At 51.7% G+C, this 20,387-nt stretch carries 15 protein-coding genes and 4 pseudogenes; 8 read left to right on the top strand and 11 right to left on the bottom strand.

Going from position 1 to position 20,387, the window contains the following annotated elements:
• Positions 1-547: 547 nt before the first annotated feature.
• Both BLR00_RS12700 and BLR00_RS12695 read left to right on the top strand, forming a co-directional pair.
• The gene (locus BLR00_RS12700; protein ID WP_074633203.1) at positions 548-1,291 is read left to right on the top strand and encodes an IS110 family transposase; all 744 of its coding nucleotides are present in this window, start codon (positions 548-550) and stop codon (positions 1,289-1,291) included.
• Between the two features lie 336 nt (positions 1,292-1,627).
• Positions 1,628-2,557 (top strand): SphA family protein, encoded by a 930-nt coding sequence (locus BLR00_RS12695; RefSeq protein WP_074633200.1) that lies wholly within the window; start codon positions 1,628-1,630, stop codon positions 2,555-2,557.
• A 94-nt stretch (positions 2,558-2,651) separates the two neighbouring features.
• Here BLR00_RS12695 and BLR00_RS12690 read toward each other — a convergent pair whose 3' ends face one another.
• Positions 2,652-3,539 (bottom strand): LysR family transcriptional regulator, encoded by an 888-nt coding sequence (locus tag BLR00_RS12690; RefSeq protein WP_074633198.1) that lies wholly within the window; start codon positions 3,537-3,539, stop codon positions 2,652-2,654.
• A 120-nt stretch (positions 3,540-3,659) separates the two neighbouring features.
• Between BLR00_RS12690 and BLR00_RS12685 the strand changes: the two genes are divergently transcribed.
• Positions 3,660-3,860 carry a hypothetical protein gene (locus tag BLR00_RS12685; protein ID WP_074633195.1) on the top strand — a complete coding sequence of 67 codons (201 nt, stop codon included), beginning with the start codon at positions 3,660-3,662 and terminating at the stop codon, positions 3,858-3,860.
• A 107-nt stretch (positions 3,861-3,967) separates the two neighbouring features.
• Here the strand turns inward: BLR00_RS12685 and BLR00_RS16755 are convergent, their stop codons facing one another.
• Positions 3,968-4,168: a hypothetical protein gene (locus BLR00_RS16755; protein WP_176759918.1), complete on the bottom strand. Its 201-nt coding sequence runs from the start codon at positions 4,166-4,168 to the stop codon at positions 3,968-3,970.
• On the opposite strand from BLR00_RS16755, the pseudogene BLR00_RS12680 reads away from it, so the two are divergent.
• A pseudogene (locus BLR00_RS12680) lies at positions 4,139-4,594 on the top strand (transposase); the annotation flags it as partial. The gene BLR00_RS16755 and the pseudogene BLR00_RS12680 sit on opposite strands and share 30 nt — an antisense overlap.
• A 371-nt stretch (positions 4,595-4,965) precedes the next feature.
• A pseudogene (locus tag BLR00_RS12675) lies at positions 4,966-5,199 on the top strand (integrase core domain-containing protein); the annotation flags it as partial.
• On the opposite strand, the gene BLR00_RS17230 reads toward BLR00_RS12675, so the two are convergent.
• Together BLR00_RS17230 and BLR00_RS17075 are read right to left on the bottom strand one after the other, a co-directional pair.
• Positions 5,160-5,603 (bottom strand): GNAT family N-acetyltransferase, encoded by a 444-nt coding sequence (locus BLR00_RS17230; protein ID WP_371130406.1) that lies wholly within the window; start codon positions 5,601-5,603, stop codon positions 5,160-5,162. The pseudogene BLR00_RS12675 and the gene BLR00_RS17230 overlap by 40 nt on opposite strands.
• A 256-nt stretch (positions 5,604-5,859) precedes the next feature.
• A complete protein-coding gene (locus BLR00_RS17075) occupies positions 5,860-6,111 on the bottom strand; it encodes a DUF3309 family protein (protein ID WP_256324205.1) in 252 nt (83 codons plus the stop codon).
• A gap of 44 nt (positions 6,112-6,155) precedes the next feature.
• Here BLR00_RS17075 and BLR00_RS16060 point away from each other — a divergent pair.
• Positions 6,156-6,413 (top strand): annotated as a pseudogene (locus BLR00_RS16060) (IS1182-like element ISCARN109 family transposase); the annotation flags it as partial.
• Positions 6,414-6,969: 556 nt separating this feature from the next.
• On the opposite strand, the gene BLR00_RS12655 reads toward BLR00_RS16060, so the two are convergent.
• The 3 genes from BLR00_RS12655 to BLR00_RS16055 all read right to left on the bottom strand — a co-directional run bounded on the left by BLR00_RS12655 (position 6,970) and on the right by BLR00_RS16055 (position 11,355).
• Positions 6,970-7,377 carry a surface-adhesin E family protein gene (locus BLR00_RS12655; protein WP_074633186.1) on the bottom strand — a complete coding sequence of 136 codons (408 nt, stop codon included), beginning with the start codon at positions 7,375-7,377 and terminating at the stop codon, positions 6,970-6,972.
• A 148-nt stretch (positions 7,378-7,525) separates the two neighbouring features.
• Positions 7,526-7,825: a transposase gene (locus BLR00_RS12650; RefSeq protein WP_107797695.1), complete on the bottom strand. Its 300-nt coding sequence runs from the start codon at positions 7,823-7,825 to the stop codon at positions 7,526-7,528.
• Positions 7,826-7,980: 155 nt separating this feature from the next.
• A complete protein-coding gene (locus BLR00_RS16055; protein WP_081346763.1) occupies positions 7,981-11,355 on the bottom strand; it encodes an efflux RND transporter permease subunit in 3,375 nt (1,124 codons plus the stop codon).
• Positions 11,356-11,790: 435 nt separating this feature from the next.
• Between BLR00_RS16055 and BLR00_RS16475 the strand changes: the two are divergent.
• Positions 11,791-12,020: pseudogene (locus BLR00_RS16475) on the top strand (transposase); the annotation flags it as partial.
• A 26-nt stretch (positions 12,021-12,046) separates the two neighbouring features.
• Positions 12,047-12,241 (top strand): hypothetical protein, encoded by a 195-nt coding sequence (locus tag BLR00_RS12630; protein ID WP_074633180.1) that lies wholly within the window; start codon positions 12,047-12,049, stop codon positions 12,239-12,241.
• 270 nt (positions 12,242-12,511) lie between these two features.
• Here BLR00_RS12630 and BLR00_RS12625 read toward each other — a convergent pair whose 3' ends face one another.
• The 4 genes from BLR00_RS12625 to BLR00_RS12610 all read right to left on the bottom strand — a co-directional run bounded on the left by BLR00_RS12625 (position 12,512) and on the right by BLR00_RS12610 (position 19,995).
• A complete protein-coding gene (locus tag BLR00_RS12625; RefSeq protein WP_074633177.1) occupies positions 12,512-14,278 on the bottom strand; it encodes an efflux transporter outer membrane subunit in 1,767 nt (588 codons plus the stop codon).
• Positions 14,275-15,540, bottom strand: a complete 1,266-nt coding sequence (locus BLR00_RS12620; RefSeq protein WP_074633174.1) for an efflux RND transporter periplasmic adaptor subunit — start codon at positions 15,538-15,540, stop codon at positions 14,275-14,277. The genes BLR00_RS12625 and BLR00_RS12620 overlap by 4 nt, the downstream gene beginning before the upstream one ends.
• Before the next feature lies 1 nt (position 15,541).
• Positions 15,542-18,826, bottom strand: a complete 3,285-nt coding sequence (locus BLR00_RS12615) for an efflux RND transporter permease subunit (protein ID WP_074633172.1) — start codon at positions 18,824-18,826, stop codon at positions 15,542-15,544.
• Positions 18,827-18,981: 155 nt separating this feature from the next.
• Complete coding sequence (locus BLR00_RS12610) at positions 18,982-19,995, bottom strand: ComEC/Rec2 family competence protein (RefSeq protein WP_256324146.1); 1,014 nt, start codon at positions 19,993-19,995, stop codon at positions 18,982-18,984.
• Positions 19,996-20,387 lie beyond the last annotated feature (392 nt).

The raw sequence follows: 20,387 nt of genomic DNA, 5'->3' as shown, positions 1-20,387 counted from the left end.
TAAGTGTTAACAGGCCCTAGCTAATGTGGCTGGTCATGCCGTCCTTCATCATGACGACGATCGAATCTGTGACTTGGGCTACAAATCCTTCTTTGAACGGGTATTCATGGCTGACTCCTTGCGATGGGTGAAAAAGAACATCCTCTCGCTCGAATCTTCTTCGCCTTGGGGCGACGGGAGTGGGGGATAGTCCTTGCCCTCATGGACAAGGGTTGGGAATGGATGGGGTGGTGAGGGAGAACAGGCGGGCCAATCCTTTGCTGCTGTTGCGATCTGGTATCCTCCACAATATAGTTACTCCGTCTCGTTTTCTGTGATACTGAAACGGCTGACAGATATCTGTCAGTGAAGGCGGGACATGCATTCGCGGATTACGAATACCCCCACATAACATTCGATGTTTTGGGGCTTAGCTTCGAATCCGCGGGTGCGCTTGCGTTCGTCAACGAATACTCAGGGCATGCCGTTCGATCGACTCACTATATTGCCTTCGCAGAACTCAAGCATGCACGTCTCCTCCATTAATTTTTCGCTTCGGGAGAATGGGATGAGTTCTTTAACAAGCACATCTTTCACAGCCTTTATCGGCATCGATTGGGCAGACACCAAACATGATGTCTGCTTGCAGGCCTCGAACAACGATAAAAAGGAATTTGCTGTTATCCCTCACCATGTGGGGCGTATCGAGCAATGGGCGCACGCGGTGTATGAACGTTTTGGTGGAACCATTGCCATAGCGGTCGAACTCGCGAAAGGCCCGATCGCCTATGCCTTACAGAAATATGACTTTTTTGTCTTATTTCCAATCAATCCGTCGACGCTGGCAAAATATCGAGAAACTTTTAAACCCAGTCGGGCCAAAAATGATCCGACCGATGCCGAACTCGTGCTGGATCTGATAATGCGTCATCCAGAACGATTTAAACCGCTGAAGCCGCAAAGTGTTGCGATGTGTACATTGACCGCTATGGTTGAGCAGCGCCGTGCTCTGACAGACGACAAGACCCGGTTTACCAATCGCCTGGGCGACACGCTTAAGCAATACTATCCGCAAGCGCTTGAGTGGTTCGATCATCGAGATACGATCTTATTTTGCGATTTCGTGACACGTTGGCCAATGCAAATGCATGCAAAGAAAGCCCGCAAGTCTGTGCTGGAAGCCTTTTTCAAGGCGCATAACCTACGTTCCGCCACGAAATTCGCCGTTACTCGCAATACTCGGCACAGAGAACACGGAATCAAAATTAGCAAAAGCGTGAAAGGGAGAATCCCTGAACATTCGCGGCCTTGACGGATCAACTCAGGGCCTGTCACGCAACAGTGCGATGCGCTTGCGGCGTTTGACCTTCATGCGCAGTTGCAGGCCCTTCTGGCGGTATACCGATACACGCGCTTCTTGTCCCACCTGCCAGCCTTCACGCTTGAGCGTCACCAGCCCCCGCAGATAGCCGAACCTGGGACGCCTTAGGGCAATGTCGCGAATGCGCTGGCACTAATTGCTCCAAATATAGAGCAATGTTATCCAAAGAATGGCCTTTATTCTATATAAAAAGCAATGGATGATTCCATTCTCCAAATTCGAAGAAATCATCATGAAGAATATGAGAGCTGAGATCAAGAAGGAAGTATGAACATTAAGCTGTTCTGCTTTGTGCTAGCTCTGCTGGAGCTAGCTGCGGGGAACGCAATTGCCAAGGAGGGCGGCGACCAGTATCCGAACGGTGCCGAAAACTGGCTGGCAGGGGCCGCGCCACCACCAGGCAACTATTTCCTCAACTATTTAGGTCACTACGGCGGCTCCCTGCACAATGGCGACGGTGACAAGGTGCCTGATACATCAGTCAGTGCCTGGTTCAACGCATTTCGCCTTCTTCACATCAGCGAAATGCGTATCCTGGGAGGGAACTACGGTGTGCACATCATCGTGCCGATAGCGCACCGAAGAATGAACCTCGGAGACCATGCGTCCTCAGTCGTCGGCCTAGGCGACATAACCATCAGTCCGGCCAGTCTGGCCTGGCATTTGGGTAACTGGCATTGGGTAGCTGCATTGGATATTCGTATACCTACCGGCCAGTACAAGGCCGGCGATCCGCACAAGAGCATCGGCACCAATTACTGGAGCATCGAACCACTCTTAGCAGTCACCTGGCTCTCCGAAGAGGGATGGGAGATTTCCAGTAAGTTCATGTATAACATCAAGAGCAAGAATAATGAGTTTCGTCCGGCCCTCGGCGAACCGAAAATGGACTACGCGTCCGGTGACGAACTCCACATTGACTTTCTTGCTGGCAAGCGTTTTGGTTTATGGGGCGTCGGCCTTTCAGGCTATTACCTAAAGCAGACGACAAACGATAAACTCGATGGGCAAGCAATCTCGTCGACGCTTGGCCCTTGGTCCGCGGGGCGCAAAGGTGAAGTGTTTGCGATTGGACCGAGCGCAATCTATAACAGCCCAAACGGAACAATATTTATCGCACAGTGGCAGCATGAAATGCACGTCAAGAATCGTTTCCAGGGTTACACAGCCTGGTTGAAATTGATCATGCCCTTTTGACGAGCACAAACTATCTTCACCTTGATTACTTACAATCTGATATGAATGAAAACGATCTTGGGCTAGCGACCAGCCGAAGGTCTCAGGGGAAATCTCAGCATCTTGTTAATCCTTGTGGCAGGTGCTCCTTTAAGAATTCGATGAAGCGCTGTGTCTTTGCAGGCAGCAATCGGGTCTCAGTGACAGCGTAGACTGATACCGGAGTGCCATGCCATTGGGGCAGTACGCGACGCAACCGCCCGCTGGCAAGATCATCGGTGACAATTTCCTCCAGCATCATGATAATGCCCATATCGAGTGCTCCCAAGCGGCGAATCATGCCGACACTGTTGAGCGTGAACCGGCCACTAATAGAAACTTTGATGGTCTGCGTCCCATCGTGGAGTGTCCACGTACCAGTCTTCAGGATGCCCAGGCATTCATGGCGCTCCAGATCGGCAGGCTCGACAGGTTCTCCCGAGCGGTCGAGATAACGGGGTGAAGCGTAAAGGTATGTAGGGAGCACGGCCAGTGGACGCGCAATCAGCTGCGAATTCTCCGGTTCCCCCAGGCGGATCGCCACATCGAAAGGCTCGCTCACCAGATCGACCCGCCGTGACGTGAGATCGAAATCGAATGTGATACCGGGATAGAGGTTTGCAAATTCAGCGACCAAAGGCGCCAAGTAGGCCACGGCAAAATCCACAGGTAGTGAAGCGCGTAGCATCCCGCTAGGCTGTGCGAGCATTTTGCCGAGTTGTTCATGCGCAAGCCTGGCTTCATCGACGATGCGCTTGCAGCGCTCGTAATAAATCTGACCAGCCTCGGTTAGTTCAATCTTGCGTGTTGTGCGATGCAAAAGGCGCAGCCCAAGTGCCTTCTCCAACGCACTGATCCGTCGGGACAGGGTTGAGTTCGGCATTCCGATAGTATCGGCAGCACCGCGGAAGCCCCTAGCCTTGACAACTTCCACGAACAGGGCCATGTCATTCAAATATTCCATTCTAATTGCTCCATTGATAGAGCAATGTTATCCAAAAAACAGTCTTTATTCTATATAAAAAACAATAGACAATTCCACTCTGGAAATAAGGTTATTTTAAAGTTTATACGGAGTAATTTTATGAAGCGTATTATTAATGCAGTTACTATTGCTCTGTCAGTTATGCTGATAGCCGCGTGTGGTCGTCCTTCGGTGCCGATTAATGAAAGAGAAAGGGAAAATTATGAAAAAATTATTGCTGGCGGAATAATAGAGTGTGCATACGGACTGGATGCTAATGGATCATGCCTGAAAGAAGGTGAAGATGGCATCTGGAGATAGCGGCCAGTTCTGGCTCCGGACGTGTAGCCTTGCGCACATGCAAAATGCGACCATCGGCACACCGGAAAGAGGCGTGTTCCCCGCATGCGCGGGGATGAACCGGTGATTTAGAGGAAATCATTATGACGAAGGACGAGAACAGGAACGACGAATAGTTGCTGGCCAATATTTGCAAGCTCTGGAAGTGGGCGCTGATCCTGAACCGTCTCGGCCCACGCGACCAGATCCGCCGACATTGCTCCGGGGCTGGCTGTGTAGTAGCCCTCAATTGAACCGACATGAATGCACTGATAATAAGAGATAGGCATATACCTAGTCCTAGTACTAGGCATAGTGCCCCTGGTTTTGATCGCATTGAAGTGATTCCCAAGGTTGAGCGCCGCAGGCGCTGGAGCCTGGGTGAGAAATTGAAAGCTGTTGAAGAATCCCGGTTGCCGGGAATGAGTGTCTCATATGTAGCGCGAAAATATGGTGTTGCTCCCAATTTATTATCTCGCTGGAAAAAGCTCATGGCTGAAGGGGGACAGGAAGCAGCGCGCAGCGATGATGCCGTAGTGGCCGAGGTCCGAAATCTGAAGAAGCGCATCCGCGAATTGGAGCGGGTGCTGGGCTACCCAGTAGAATGAGATTCTCACCGAAGCGATGAAGCCTGCTTATGAAAAAAAACTGATCTAGTGCATGCCCTTGCAGCCACAGGACGATATCCCATGAAAGCCATTGGCGAAACCGCTGGGCGTGGCAATTTCTGTTGATGGAGATCGCTCTTGCAGGACTCGTTGCAGATCGAGCACGTGGCAATGAATGGTGCGCGAAGATCGAGAAACGGTGGTCGGTGTGATGCGGCTGCTTGGATGTACCGATCCACCGCTTATTGAGCTTTGCGTTGCTTAAGGAAAGGTGGGTGGCGCGTCGAGCCGCTTCGATCACAGCTATGCCGATCTTTCCCATTGAGTGGCTGGCTAACGCCGGCCTATCTCCATCAGGAGTGGCGTGATGGAGACCTCAGGGCCTTGACGGATCAACTCAGGGCGTGAGCCCCTCTCGCAGACGATTAGGGGAGTTGATGGGGGATGGCATAACAGGATTTCGCCGGTGCTGCAAACCCAGCATGGATGGGCGCGGGGCCTGGAGAGATAATGTGTTGGTTGAGCGTCTGTGGAAATCGGTGAAGTAAGAGTGGGTGTATCTGCACGCCTATGACTCAGTCACCGAAGCCAGAGCATCGATCATGCAATACCTGGATTGGTACAATCAATCCAGGCTACATTCGAGCCTGGAAAAGAAAACACCTGATGAAGCTTATGCCGTGATGTTGCCGACGGTTAAACTGGCAGCGTGAAAATCAGCAGAGATTCCACTTAAAATACTCAGGTGGCTGTTCAAACAATTGGGACCACTCCTGAGTTTGGTATGCATACAAATACTGGCCATGTTTGACTCGTCGATTCCCCCAATGAGCACATGATAACCCTGAGCCCTTGCATTTTGGATTATGTTACTCATTATGAGCCGGCCCAAACCTTTTCCCCGCTGATCCTTACATATGTAGACAGAATACTCCACGGAATATTTATATACTGACCACGCTCGAAAGGTTCCGTAGCTTCCGAACCCTAACAGGCTTCTTCTCTCGTCCTCTAGACCTATTACTGGAAAATTTTCCTCTTGTTTTGCTCTGAACCAAGAAATCATACCTTCATGTGTACGCGGCTTATACTCGTAGAGTGCCGTTGAATTAAGAATTACATCGTTAAATATATCCAGAATTTTATCCGCATGTTTCTGGTAGCTACACGAAATGATCTTAATAATCTTTTTCTCCTGAGAACGGTAGCGGGCTCTACTTTTTGCTTGTCTCCCAGGGGGGAGCTTACGCGATTAGTTGAACAACAATCCAAAGGGACATCGATGCAAAATCTATTGAGTCTGACCTTGCTGATTCTGCTGTTTCGCGATCTCGATCGAATGTCCGTTGACAGCAATCTGTTCTCTTACGCCACTATATGTATCCCAACAGAACCAGAATCAGCACGATTAGCATCACCAATCCGATCCCTATACTCGGACCATAACCCCACTTGGCGTTACGACTCGAAGTCCGAATTATTGCCACAAGCGCAAATATCAACAAGATCCAAAGAAGGGTTTTCAGAGTCAATTGTTTCTCCTCGTTTTGATTTACATCCGAGTTTCTTGCAAAACTCCCCGCTTGAGCGGAATTAACTGGCGAATGGAGTAGATGGGCGGCCATTGCTGGCAAGATGGAGTTTCTGAATACTTCATCTATACGCCCACATGAATACTACGCAACGAAACGGAATCATACAACGGTGGCGAGTGGTTCAGCATGAGTTGATACCTGAATTGAGATTGGAAGTGAGTTCGCTGACACCAAAGCTGGAGAAGGTGATTCATACGCTGGAATGGGTGCGGATCGAAGAATTCGTCGAATCGGCCTGGTGCGGTGTGTGGTCGGCCGCCGCATAATCGGGGTGCCTTGGCGAGCGCGTTTGTAGCCAAACGGTACTGGGCTTGACGACGACAGAGGCGTTGACCTATATTTATTGATCTATGAGGTCAGATTGTCCCCAGTTCTTCATCACCGTTCGTCGATCGGCAAAAGTGCGGTAATTTGAGACAAAGCCCCTTCAAGATCAGGAAATAGAGTTGGGTCGCGAATGTTCATGGTGTCTAGCTTCAGGCTGGAATGAGGCGGGGATGCGAAGTTTAATCGCCCTATAATCCTAAATCCGGTAGTTGGACGGGGTGAAGTGTGCGGTTTTTGGGGTGCGGGGCAAGGCGCAATGACGCGGAATGGTGCGACCGCGCAGGGCGGAGCAGTGCCCTCCGCAGGAAGGTGTGACCCCGTAGTGGCCTCACCCAAAAGGTGAGAGTCAAGTAATAAGAAATATTGTTATTAATCATAACACTGATCTATTAAGTGAGCGATCAACTACCGGATTTAGGATAATTGAACCAGAGGCTTCTTAGTTCCTCCTGATCTATCGGTACCGGACGCTCTTCAAGATGGGCGGCCTTAACAAATTCATGAAAGCCCCTCATTTCACGTTCAGCCTTAGCTTGTTCTATCCCGTTTAACCTGGGCCTTTCATTTCTTGGGACATAAAAGTGTCATTAATTCTTCCGACATACTCCGCGGTACTATATCTATGTATTCAATATCTTTCTCTGTATAAGAATATGAAAAAAAAGGAGTTCTGTTTGTGCTATAGGCATACATAGCCGTCCTGGCAAACTTATGTTCATTACAATTTATATTTCCCCTGGTTACGGTGTAAGTGTAGTTCTTAAAAGAAGGGTCCATTTCAATTGATTTTTTTAAAACATCATCTGTTACCACAAATTTTTCCCATACGGAAATAACACCGTTTCCCAAGTCCTTTATCCTATCTTTATCGTAATAAGCAGGTCCGGTAGTGCCAAGTGCAAACTGTACCCATTCCGCACTTGAGCTTGTGGAAAAGACTGCTATTAACATTGCTGCCAAATACCTCATTTTGACATCTCTACCGTGTCATTAGAAATCCTGTCAGGCACCAACCTAAATGGCGTTTCCATCTTCTCTCCTTTTGTCGGTCATGTGGTTATCGGTCATGCCCTATTGTATGACGTTTCCCCGAAAACTGGACAAACCAGCCGGCAGGTCATTTCAGTTCGGGGGCAAAGAACGCTGAGGCTTTTTTTAATAGATCGTTATCCATCCGTAACTGCCAATTTTCGGTTTCCCGTTGCCGGATGCGCTGCTGCTCGACTGTGAGCGGTTTGCCAATGCCCGGCTGCCCGCTCAGTTCAGTCTCAAATTGCTTCACCCAGCGTCGAACGACCGTCTCCCCATCCATACTGCGGCACGTCACTAACGGCAATCCCTGATCCCTCACCATGCGCACAACTTCCAATTTGAAGCGGGTATCAAATTCCCTGCGTACCCTTCGTTTCGTCATCATAAACTCCTCCATAAGTGAATAATCCACCTATCAAGGTGTCTGTGCAAATTAGACCACTACACGTTTAGCTTGGTGCGATTAGACGACTTTAATCGTCTGCTTCCAAGCTGCGCTAACCTACCTACTTTCAGTAGGTGGTAGTTTAGTTGATTTTTTCATATCAGGAATTTCCGAGTTGAGGAACGATTTCCTTGTCGCCGGGAACGCTTTCCTTGCCGGAACGCTTTCCACGTTGAGGAATTCTTTCCATGTTTAGGAACGCTTCGTGCGTAATACATAATGGCATACATACAGGGGACAAAAAATAGCGTATACACCGTTGCAAACATCAAGCCGCCAATAACCGCACGACCCAGCGGCGCATTGGTGGATCCTCCCAGCGCCATCGGAAGCATGCCCATGATCATGGCTGCCGCGGTCATGAGAACAGGACGAATCCGGGCTTTGCCGGCCTCAACGGCGGCTAGCAGCCGGTCGCCATGCGCTTCGATGCGCTCCAGCGCATAGGCCACGACCAGTATGGAATTTGCCGTAGCCGTTCCCATGGCCATGATGGCGCCTGTCAGGGCCGGAACGGAAATATTCGTCTGGGTCAGGAACAGGGCCCAGGCAATGCCTGCCAAAGCGCCGGGCAGGGCTGTAATGATGATGAAGGGAACCAGCCATGATTGAAAATTGATGACAAGCATGAGATAGATCAGCACCACAGCCGCTACGAGGCCGATAAGCAGTTCGCCATAGGTGCTGACCATAGTCTCGGCCTGGCCGCTGATTTTAACAGTGGAGCCGCGGGGAAGCTCATCCTTCATCTCGTCGACAATTTTCTTGACGTCCTCCAGCACGCCGCCAAGCGCCCGCCCTTCGGCGGACACATACACTTCAATCAACGGCATGACACCCCTGTGGGTGACCAGGCCGGGCGTGCCTACCGGCGATTTCTTCGTCAGATTGCCCAGGAGTTGATAATCCTCATCCAGGCCTGCCTCCCCCACCGTCTTGACAGGAATGGTGTTCAAGTCATTGATACTTGCGACTTGATGTTGAGGATTATAGATGTTGATCTGGTATGAAATACCGGTCTTCAGATCCAGCCAGTATTTCTGGTCGATCTGCTGGGTTCCGTTAGTCGTTATCAGCATATTCAGGGCAATATCCGATTCGTTCCTGTCAACATCGAGTCCATATGTCCTTTGGCCTTCAACCAACAGGGTTGGCGTGCGCATGGTTTGCTGGATCACCACATCGGAAGAACCCGGGATTTTACGAAGCTTGCTTTGCAATTTGCGCGCGAATTCGTAGTTTGCGTAGATATCCATCCCCTTAACCTGAACATCAATCGGAGAAGGGGAACCGAAATTCAAGATTTTCGCTATCAGATCGGCTGGCTGAAAGGTGAATTCGCTCCCCGGATAGCGCTCTTTCAGACCTTTATGGAGAATTTTCCGAAGATCCCATACGGCTGATTTGTCGTTGAACAGGGTGATCGTCAGATCGCAGTCCTGCGACCCGATCGTGGGCGTCGGAATAAACGCCATATTATGCGGCCCGACGGGTATGCCGCAATTACTGATGATGCCTTCAACCTGCCCGGGGAGCATTCGTTTGATATCATCCGCAACAAGCGTGGTGATGCGGTTTGTGGCTTCCATCCGTGTGCCGAGAGGCGCCCGCATATGCATTTGGATGGTCCCTGACCTGACCTCGGGGAAAAAATCGCGGCCGTTGAAGTAGAACAGGATAAAAGAGACAAGCGCGAAAGACAGCATGATCGTTGCGAGCCGGCGGCGATTTGCAATTGAGTATTCGAGCAGCTCGCCATACCAGGCACAGAATTTAAGAAAGCGAACCTCGAATCCCTCCTGAAAACGGGAGAAAATCCCCAAATGATGCTTCAACCTCTGCAGAAAACTTGCAAACCTCCCCGCTGGCTTTTCCTCGCTCTGGTCACCATCGTTTTTGTGCTTTTCTGCCTGATTCTGCTGAAACCTTGCAAACTTCCCCTCCGGCTTTTCATTCTGGCCGCCATTCTTTTTGCGTTTTTCCGCGCGAGGACGCACCAGAATATATTTCGCCAGGGTCGGCACGAGCGTAAATGACAGGATGAAGGATGCCAGCATGGCAAATATCACCGCCAGCGCCATTGGCTTGAACAAAAAGCCCGATACGCCGGAAAGCGTGAACAGCGGCAACCAGACAATGGATATGCATAATGTAGAGAGCAGCGTCGGAATAACGATCTGGTTTGCCGCATCGATGATTGCTTCATCGAGTTCCTTACCCATTTTCAGGTGGGTATCGATGTTCTCGGTCATCACTGTCGCGTTGTCGACAAGAATTCCTACCGCCAGCGCCAATCCGCCCAGCGTCATGACATTCAACGACTCGCCCAGCGCTTGCAGGCAGATGACGGAGGTTAAAATACACAAGGGAATTGAAGTCGTAATGACTATCATGGGACGCCACGAGCCGAGCAAGAGCATGGCGATCAAACCGACAAGCAGGCCCGCGATCAGTATCTCATGCATCACTTCGTCGATGGATTCCCTCACGAAGATCGATGCATCGTTGAGGACTTCAACCTCCACATGGGGCGGCACGATTTCCTTAATAAGCGGAAGGGCCGCCTTGACGTCGGCGACCACGTCCAGGGTCGACACGTCACCACTTTTCATGACGACAATAGTGACGGCCTGTTTACCATCCACAATTATAGAGTTTGTTTGCGGTGGACCCGCGAGCTGAACATCGGCGACGTCACGCAAAAAGATGAAGGAATTCCCTTCCTTCTTTATCGGAATATTGTTGAATTCATCGATATCCGGCGGCATCGCGTTTGTCTGGACCATCCAGTCGGTAGGCTTGATCTTCATATCGCCCGCGGGCAGCACCGTATTCTGGCGATCGAAAGCCGCATGGATATCGGTTGGCGACAGATTGTGATCCAGTAACTTGTTTTTATCGAGGGATACCAGAAGCTGTATGGGTTTTCCACCGTAAGGATGCGGAACAATCGCCCCCGGGATCACGACAATCAGGGGTCTGATTTGCGTGTAAGCAAGATTATAGAGTGCTGCCGGCGTCATCTTGTCCGAGGTAAACTGCAGCATGACAACCGGTACCGAAGATGCTTCCAGGCGCATGATCATCGGCGGCGAAATATCCGGCGGCAACGCTTTGACAATCGTCTGGCTTATCGCTGTGACTTCTGCTTCTGCGCCAGCGAGGTTGGTTTGGGGCTGAAGGAAAATATTGGTGATACTGATGCCATAGTAAGCCTGGCTGACGATGTCCGAGATACCTTCCACCGTCGAGGTCAACATGCGTTCGAAGTAAAAAGTGATACGGCCCGACACATCCAGCGGCAACATGCCGGCGTAAGCCCAGACTACAGCGATCACGGGAATTTTGATGGTGGGAAAAATATCTATGGGTGAGTGCCGTATCGCTTTGATTCCAAATATAACGATCAGGATTGAAAGAACCACGAAGGTGTAAGGTCTGCGTAACGCGATAAGTACTATCTGGTTCATATGTTTTCCCTTATACCTTCGGTAAAAAAATTCACTTACCTACAATATTGCTCGCAAGGAGGGGGCGATTCTTTTGCAAACCTTTATCGACAATCCAGGCTTAGACATAGAAGCGGCCCCGGAAATTCCGACAGTTGGATAAGTGGGAGTCTTACTTCATGATGTTTCTTCCAAAATTGAACAGTTCGAAACTACAGGCGGGCTGCTTCTGACAATCTCGGCCGGAAGGCGGCTATAGGAGCAATAGCATGACTAAAAGAAGCAGGAGAAATCACTAGCAGCCTGTCGGACTTAAAGGAAATCGGCTGCAAAAGTGTCTGGCAGGTCTATATTCCGCCGCTTTTTCGACCAATAGAACAACTATTGGCCTTCAAAATCGTCAAAATCTATTCTCACCCAGTCACATTTTCGCTTCGATTCTTCAAGTCCGACAGACTGCTAGGGAGTTTCAAGGCGAAAGTGGCGCTGGCGGCGCTGCGCAGGGATAAAACCCTGAGCGAGATTGCACAGCAACATGAGGTTCACCCGAACCAGGTGACGGAATGGAAGCGGCAACTGCTGGATTGGGTCGCGGAAGTGTTTGACGGTGGCGAGCAGGAAGGAGGCGTCCGGATCTTAAGGTGCTGCATGCGAAGATCGGACAGCAGGCGCTGGAATTTGATTTTCTAAGCGGCGTGCTCACAAGGCGGGATTGCTGACGACCACTCAATCGGCCGCAGTGTGCGCGTTCGTCAACGATACGCTGGATGCGCTGGTACTGGAAGCCGCTGCGCGCGATTCAAGCATGATCAGGCGCGTACTCTGCTCCGCCAGCCATCAGGGCGAACTGTATGTTTCGCCATGGAATACGGCGAATACGCGAGTACGCGCACCACGCAAAGCCTAGGTCTGTTCGGCGCCCCTGTAGCGCGAGTGCCGTTGTGTAGTGCTGGCGCTCAATCGTCATCTGCATCAGGATTACAACCGGGCGTTGCCCGGCTTCGAATTGGGGGGACATCTCAAGAAGCGGAAATTTACGCACGTTTAGCCAGGATGGCCGGTGGGTCGGTCTCATGAGACGACCCTTTCGGTACTGCTTGATGGTCACGATGATGCCGCATGCGTTAATAGTCCAGCATCTATTCCACTTAACATATCTCACGATCAAATTTACCTGCTAATGCCGGGTTACAGGCAAAATTGATGAGAGGTCCGACAGGCTGCCAGGATCCACATTGGGAATCAGGGGCTTCGTCAAATTATTGTTTTTGTTGTTACTGGCGCCAGGATCCACCAATGGAACCCATGGAACCAGGGGCTTCATCAAATTATTGTTTTTGTTGTTTCTATCGACAGGATCCGCATTGACGTCAATTCCGCCGACTGGCGTTGGCTTATCAAGACCAGAATATTGCAATATGCCAAAGGGTTGAATTTGATTGTCAGCGGGCAATTGGTCGCGGTTCCAGCCTCCTCCAAGCGCACGAATAAGCGCCACCGATGCTTTCAGCAGATTAGTCTTGATCTGTACAGAATCGATGCTCGCCGTCAGCGTGCCGAGCTGGGCATAAATGAGTTCAAGGCTGGTGGCCAAACCGCCCTTATAGAGGTCCATGGTAAGGTTTTGTGTGGTACGTGCGGCTCCGACAGCAGCGTCCTGCCGTTTGGCGGCAATATCCATCCAATAGGTCTGGGTCAGGTTATTTTCAACCTCACGAAAGGCATTCAACACTGTCGAACGATATATATTTTCTGTCTCGCGATAGACCGACCAGGTTTGCTGCAATTGAGCCCGGCGATATCCGCCCTGGAAAATCGGAATGGAAAAAGAGGAACCATAGGCCCAGAAGCTGTTAGCCAGGCTGAGCAGATTGAGTCCGGAATCCTCAAGTCCTCCTCCGAGCCGGAAGGCCACATCCGGAAAGAAAGCGGCACGTGCAATTCCAATGGTGCGGTTGGCCTGTGCCATCCGGCGCTCCATTGCGGCAATATCGGGCCGACGCTCAAGTAAAGTAGATGGAATTGTCTGTGGAAGGCTAAAATGCGCGGTAAGGAGTTCATCTACCGGCTCGATCTTAAAGCTGGCCGGAGCGAGATTAAGGAGAATTGCAATGGACTGCTCCGCCACCTTGCGATCACCGTGCATCAGGGCCAATTTTGACTCGGTAGCAAACAGCAGCGATTGGGCCCGTGCCACGTCGAGATTGGAGGCGATTGCGCCTTCAAACTGAGTCACTACAACATCCAGTGAGTAGTTATAAAGACCAATCGACTGTCTGTAAATCGCAATTTGCGCATCCAATCCACGCAGTGCAAAATAATTCGATGCAATTTCCGCCTGAAGAATAAGGCGTGCGAGCCCATAATCGGCCGCACGTTCTTCAGCACGATAAATTTTGGCCTGTGCCGCATTCCGAAGTTTCGACCAGAAATCCGGTTCCCAGGTTGCAATTCCATCCATCATGACTTGAGTATCGCTGTCAGGTTCTCCAGGCGCACGAAAGAGGGTATGATCGGATTGCCTGTTATTGCTGCCACCGAACCCAAAGCCGAGTTGCGGAAAATATCGAGACCGTGCCTTCATCATTGCGTTGCGCGCTTGAACGAACCGTTCAGCTGTTGCCTGCAAGTCTGGATTGGCTGCAATCCCCTGCTCTATAAGACCGTTTAGAATTGGATCGTTATAGAGTGTCCACCAGTCTGGCCGGAGCGCATCATCCGACGGATTCGCCTTAACGAAATCACTCGTTCCCTCCCAGGAATCCGGAACCACAAATTCAGGCGCTTTATACTCGGGTGACAGATCGAATGCGGGAAAGGGAATGCTGGCGCAAGCCGCCAGACTGGCCAGAAGTAAAAAACTGCCAAACCTTACCCCGAGACGACAGAAATGTGAAATGTGGGTTCCTTTTTTACGCCGCAAGTCAATCATGATTAGTGTCATGGTGCATGTGATCCGTTTAACGCTTGTTTTACCCTCGGATCCGGCATTTCCGAATGTGAGGCTGGTTTCGATGACTCCGGCGCCGGCTCTTTTGGCTCGTTGATCATGTCGTATCCCGGTGCAGGCGCAACAATGGTCACCTTGTCACCTTCAAGTATGGCAGCGCTGGGATTGTTTATAATCCGGTCCTCTGTTGAGATGCCCTCGCTTAATTCGACAGTAGCGTCGAGGATTCTTTGTATTTTGATCGGCTTGAAGTGAACAGTGTTGTCGTCTTGCACCACGGCCACTCGCGTCCCCATCTCATCAAATACCAGTGCGCTGGATGGAATGGAGAGGTGTCTATTTTCAACATCCACGGTCAGATTGACTGATGCATAGGAACCCGGCCACAGATCCTTCTCTTCGTTTTCAATCACGAATTGGGTGACCACCGTACGTGTACTCACATCGAAGCCGCGGGCAGTAGTCAAAAACTCGGCTTCAAATTTTCGACCGGGAAATTGGGGCACGGTGAGATTGGCTTTCAGGCCGTCATGCATCAGGGCGCCGAACCGCTCGGGCACACTGACAAACAAACGCAGCCGGGTGATGTCCGCGACAGTAAAAAGATTACGGACCTCCCCTTGCGGTGTACTGATCGTGCCTTCCTTATTGATGAAGTCTCCCACATTGATGGCGCGGTTGATGACTACGCCGTCATACGGCGCAATAATTGTTTTAAACCCGATCAATGCTTCAAAGTTGCGGACATTCTGCATGGCGGCATTGACCCTTGCCTGTTGGGCTTTTGCTTCGGCCACCTTTACCGAAATCGCCTGCTCGGATACCGCCTGGTTTTTGCGCAAGGCTATCCACCGGTCCGCAGTAAGTATGGCGAGGTCATTAAGGGCCACTTCCGTCGCCAGATCCGCCTTGGCTTGCCGGTATTGGGCATCGAGCGCCGGCGCGTTGATTTCGGCAAGGACATCTCCTTTCTTGACTCTCGCCCCCCAATCCGAATGCCACATCTTTACATACCCGGATACCTGGGCGTAGATCGGCGCCTGGAACCATGCCTGGATCGTACCCGGAAGCTGGATGGTTTCTTGAGCAGGCAGGTGCTCGGCCTTGACGATAGCCACAGTCCGAACATCATTCTGCATCGCCTTTTCTGTTAAAGAATCCATATGATTACGGGATTCCATGACTCGGTAACCCAGATAGACAACACCAAGAACTACCGCAAGAATCACAATACCTTTTTGACTTGATTTTTTCATATCAGGAATTTCCGAGTTGAGGAACAATCTCTTTGTCGCCAGGAACGCTTTCCTTGTCTTTAGGAGCGCTTCGTGCGTAATACATGATGGCATACACGGCCGGGACAAAGAACAGGGTATATACCGTTGCAAACATCAAGCCGCCAATGACTGCACGGCCGAGCGGCGCATTGGTGGAGCCTCCCAAAGCCATCGGAAGCATGCCCATGATCATGGCCGCCGCAGTCATCAGAACAGGTCGAATGCGGGCTTTGCCGGACTCGATGGCGGCCAGCAGCGGGTCGCCGTGCGCTTCGATACGCTCCAGCGCATAGGCCACGACCAGTATGGAATTTGCCGTAGCCGTCCCCATGGCCATGATGGCGCCTGTCAGGGCCGGAACGGAAATATTCGTCTGGGTCAGGAACAGGGCCCAGGCAATGCCTGCCAAAGCGCCGGGCAGGGCTGTAATGATGATGAAGGGAACCAGCCATGATTGAAAATTGACGACAAGCAAGAGATAGATCAGCACGACAGCCGCTACGAGACCGATAAGCAGTTCGCCATAAGTAGTAACCATATTCGCGGCCTGGCCGGCGATTTGGACGTCGGAGCCGCGGGGTACTTCTCCGTCCATCTCCGCGACGATTTTCTTGACGTCATCCAGCACGTCGCCCAGCCCCCGCCCTTCCGCGGATACATACACTTCAACCAACGGCATGATGCCCCTGTGGGTGACCAGGCCGGGCGTGCCTACCGGCGTTTTCTGCGTCAGGTTGCCCAGGAGCTGATAATCCTGATCCAGGCCGGCTTCGCCCTCTCGCTTGACAGGAATCCTGTTCAATTCATTGGTGCTTGAGACAAAAGGTTGAGGCTGATAGATGTTGATCTGGTATGACATGCCTGTCTTCAGGTCCAGCCAGTATTTCTGGTCGATCTGCTGGGTTCCATTGGTCGTTATCAGCATATTCAGGGCAATATCGGATTCGCTCCTGTCGACACCGAGTCCATATGTCCTTTGGCCTTCAACAAACAAGGTGGGCGTGCGCATGGTTTGCTGGATCACCACGTCGGAGGAGCCGGCGATTTTACGCAGCTTGCCTTGCAATTTGCGCGCGTATTCGTAGTTTGCGTAGATATCCATCCCGTTAACCTGAACAGTAATCGGAGAGGGGGCACCGAAATTCAGGATTTTCGCTATCAGATCGGCTGGCTGAAAGGTGAATTCGCTCCCCGGATAGCGCTCCTTCAGACCTTTATGGATAATTTTCCGGATATCCCACACGGCTGATTTGTCGTCGAACAGGGTGATCGTCAGGTCGCAGTCCTGCGTGCCGATCGTGGGCGTCGGAATAAAGGCCAGGTTATGCGGCCCGACGGGTAAGCCGCAATTGCTGATGATGCCTTCAACCTGCCCGGGAAGCATGCGCGAGATATCCTCCGAAACCAGCGTTGTAATGCGGTTTACGGCTTCTATCCGTGTGCCGAGAGGCGCCCGCATATGCATCTGGATGGTCCCCGACCTGACCTCGGGGAAAAAATCGCGGCCGTTGAAGTAGAACAGGACAAGGGAGAGGAGCGCGAAAGCCAGCATGATCGTTACGAACCGGCGGCGATTTTCAATGGTTCGTTCGAGCAGCCCGCCATACCAGGCGCAGAATTGAAGAAAGCGAGCCTCGAATGCCTCCTGGAAACGGGAGAAAATCCCCATATGATAATTTAACTTCTCCTTGAAGCCGGCAGCCTTCCCCGCCGGCTTTTCCTCGCCATGGCCGGCTTCCTTTCCGTGCCCTTCCGCATGTCCTTCTCCGTGTCCTTCCGCGTGAGGATGCTTGATAAGGTATTTCGCCATGGTCGGCACGAGCGTACGCGACAGGATGAAGGACGCCAGCATGGCGAATATCACCGCCAGCGCCATCGGCTTGAACAGATAGCCCGATACGCCGGAAAGCGTGAATAGCGGCAGCCAGACAATGCATATGCATAATGTGGCGAGCAGCGTCGGAATAACGATCTGGTTTGCCGCATCAATGATTGCCTCATCAAGTTCCTTGCCCATTTCCAGGTGGGTATCGATGTTCTCGATCATCACCGTCGCATCGTCGACAAGAATTCCTACCGCCAGCGCCAACCCGCCCAGCGTCATGACATTCATCGACTCTCCCAGCACTTGCAGGAAGATGAGGGAGGTTAGAATACACAACGGAATGGAAGTCGTAACGACCACCATGGGACGCCACGAGCCGAGCATGAGCATGACGATCAAACCCACAAGGATGCCGGCGATCGCCATCTCATGCGTCACCTCGTTGATGGATTCCCGCACGAAGACCGACGCATCGGTGATGATTCTAACGTCCACATGGGACGGCACGATCTCCTTGATGCGCGGAAGGGTGGCCCTGATGCCGTCGACCACGTCCAGGGTCGACGCCTCGCCGCTTTTCATGACGACAATAATGACGGCCTGTTTACCATCCACAATGACGGAGTTTGTTTGCGGCGGCCCTGCCAGCTGGACATCGGCGACGTCGCGCAGGAAAACGAACGAATTTCCTTCCCTCTTAATCGGAATATCGTTGAATTCCGGAATTTCCGGCGGCATCGCGTTTGTCTGGACCATCCAGTCGGTCTGCTTTATCTTCATATCGCCCGCAGGCAGCACGATATTCTGGCGATCGAAAGCCGCATGGACATCGGTTGGCGATATATTGCGAGCCAGCATCTTGTCTTGATCGAGGGATACCAGAAGCTGCTTGGGCTTTCCACCGTAAGGATGCGGAACAATCGCCCCGGGGATCACGACAATCAGGGGCCTTAGCTGGTTATAAGAAAGATTGTAAAGGTCTGCCGGTGTCATCTCGTCCGAGGTAACCTGCAGGCTGGCTACCGCTACCTGAGAGGCTTCCAGCCGCATGATCATGGGCGGCGAAATATCCGGCGGCAGCGCCTTGACAATCGTCTGGGCGATGGCTGTGACTTCCGCTTCTGCGCCAGGGAGGTTGGTGTGGGGCTGTAGAAAAATATTCGTGATACTGATGCCGTAGTAACACTGGCTGACGATGTCCGAGATACCTTCCACCGTCGAGGTCAAGAAGCGTTCGAAGAAAAAAGTGATCCGACCCGACACATCCGTCGGCAACATGCCGGCGTAAGCCCAGACCACGGAGATCACGGGAATCTTGATAGTGGGAAAGACGTCTGTTGGCGAGTGCCGTATCGCCCTGATTCCAAAAATGACGATCAGGATTGACAGGACCACGAAGGTGTAAGGTCTGCGCAACGCAATCAGTACTATCTGGTTCATACTATGTTTTCCCTTATACCTTCGTTAAAAAATTCATTTACCTGCAATATTGCACGTAAGGATGAGGCAATTTTTTGTAAACCTTTATAAAACAATACAGTTACCTAAGCCGCATAAAGAAAGGAACTGTCACTGACGATTATTACGACTCAAGTTTAGACGTTCAGCCTCCAGCCCTTGCGCTTCCAGACGGTCTGAACAGGGTTATTGCCGATCCCTTGCCAAACCCAGGAGTTGATCGCCGGGCAGAATATCGCGGGAGAATGGGAGGGGCGGGAGTCGGACCGCCACCGTTGTTCCAGAGAATCTCGTCCCCTGGCCGGCATCGTCCGGGTCCGGTTTGCGCCAGGCGCCATCATCCGATTCGTCTTCGTTATGTATTGCCCGATCGCTGCGTCGGCGTATATCTCGGCAGATTGCGATGGCCAGATTGGCTGCCCGATATCGATAAGGTGGACGTTACAGTATCGGTCCTCGGTATCGAACCGTAGCTGGTTAGGAAGTGTTTTGGCAATTAAGAGGAAGATGGCGCCGAAGGCTGCAGTAGCGGGATTGTTTCCCGACGCAATGGCAATCGCCGCAGCGACCGAGGATATTTTTGCGATATTTTTGCGTCTCCCGGTTCCGCCGACTTGAAGGGTGGGAAAGCTTTGAAAGTTCTGAAGCTTGCTGGTATGCTCCAAGGCATAGTCAAATCCAATCTCGGCGGCCTCGTCGTCCGTCTTCCCGACGGCCCGGGGAAAAACAACCTGGCACATTGTCAGGATCTGGTTCACGTTCAGGCCGCAAGCTCCGAAGATCGTTGCCGCTGCGGCCACAGCTCCGCAGGCGATTTGCTGGGGACGAGTGCCCACCGCGGCCCATTGCGCCGCATTTGCCACCGCGTTCGAAATGGCCTGGCTTACGACTCGCATGTTGTCCGCATTCAAAAGCCCTATGACTCCCCCTGAGTGGTCTTTGTCGTAGTGGCTGACGAGAATATGATCGAGGGGGTAACCGTAACCTCTGAGGATGGGATCGATAAAGTTGCGGACTGTCTCCGCATACCCGAGCAGCCCGCCATCGATCAATATTGTCCGGTGCCGCCCGGCTGCCACGTCTGCCGCGACAACGAGCGCACTTTCTCCCTGCCTGACGTCAATCGTATGGATGGTGAGTTGCAGAGCCATGAGCTTCCAAGTTCTTCCTTCCAAGATAAACAAGTAATTCTCACACCCGAGAGCGTTTCGCTGCTTGCTATCGACTGATCAGCGTAGGTTTAAATTACCACGCCTCCTGTCAGAGGAATATGATGTATTGGTGGTCATTTTGTGAATCCTGTCAAGGAGATATGATGTATTGGTGGTCATTTTGTGAATCCTGCAGCCTGAATCATTCAAGAAGCGTTGGCGGCTGCAGAGCGTCGTATGAGAGGGGAAGTGCTGACCGAAGCGCAGGTTTCTGCCCTGGAGAAGAAGCAGGACGGCCTGTCTTTCACCACTGGAAACACTCATGCTTTTATCACCGATCCCAAGGGATGGGTATGAGAGACCGTGGTACTTTAGGCGGGTGTACAGCGTAG

It is taken from the genome of Nitrosospira multiformis (assembly GCF_900103165.1).
Taxonomy (GTDB): domain Bacteria; phylum Pseudomonadota; class Gammaproteobacteria; order Burkholderiales; family Nitrosomonadaceae; genus Nitrosospira; species Nitrosospira multiformis_D.
Note: the sequence above shows the minus strand (reverse complement) of the source record. Positions and strands in the feature narration are given on the sequence as shown.

What these genes read in the sequence shown, in the direction of transcription:
- BLR00_RS12620 (WP_074633174.1), bottom strand. Translation starts at nt 15,540, where the DNA reads ATGAAAAAATCAAGTCAAAAAGGTATTGTGATTCTTGCGGTAGTTCTT.
- BLR00_RS12655 (WP_074633186.1), bottom strand. Translation starts at nt 7,377, where the DNA reads ATGAGGTATTTGGCAGCAATGTTAATAGCAGTCTTTTCCACAAGCTCA.
- BLR00_RS12685 (WP_074633195.1), top strand. Translation starts at nt 3,660, where the DNA reads ATGAAGCGTATTATTAATGCAGTTACTATTGCTCTGTCAGTTATGCTG.
- BLR00_RS17075 (WP_256324205.1), bottom strand. Translation starts at nt 6,111, where the DNA reads ATGGCCGCCCATCTACTCCATTCGCCAGTTAATTCCGCTCAAGCGGGG.
- BLR00_RS12700 (WP_074633203.1), top strand. Translation starts at nt 548, where the DNA reads ATGAGTTCTTTAACAAGCACATCTTTCACAGCCTTTATCGGCATCGAT.
- BLR00_RS12610 (WP_256324146.1), bottom strand. Translation starts at nt 19,995, where the DNA reads ATGGCTCTGCAACTCACCATCCATACGATTGACGTCAGGCAGGGAGAA.
- BLR00_RS16055 (WP_081346763.1), bottom strand. Translation starts at nt 11,355, where the DNA reads ATGAACCAGATAGTACTTATCGCGTTACGCAGACCTTACACCTTCGTG.
- BLR00_RS12625 (WP_074633177.1), bottom strand. Translation starts at nt 14,278, where the DNA reads ATGACACTAATCATGATTGACTTGCGGCGTAAAAAAGGAACCCACATT.
- BLR00_RS12650 (WP_107797695.1), bottom strand. Translation starts at nt 7,825, where the DNA reads ATGATGACGAAACGAAGGGTACGCAGGGAATTTGATACCCGCTTCAAA.
- BLR00_RS12695 (WP_074633200.1), top strand. Translation starts at nt 1,628, where the DNA reads ATGAACATTAAGCTGTTCTGCTTTGTGCTAGCTCTGCTGGAGCTAGCT.
- BLR00_RS12690 (WP_074633198.1), bottom strand. Translation starts at nt 3,539, where the DNA reads ATGGAATATTTGAATGACATGGCCCTGTTCGTGGAAGTTGTCAAGGCT.
- BLR00_RS16755 (WP_176759918.1), bottom strand. Translation starts at nt 4,168, where the DNA reads ATGCCTATCTCTTATTATCAGTGCATTCATGTCGGTTCAATTGAGGGC.
- BLR00_RS12615 (WP_074633172.1), bottom strand. Translation starts at nt 18,826, where the DNA reads ATGAACCAGATAGTACTGATTGCGTTGCGCAGACCTTACACCTTCGTG.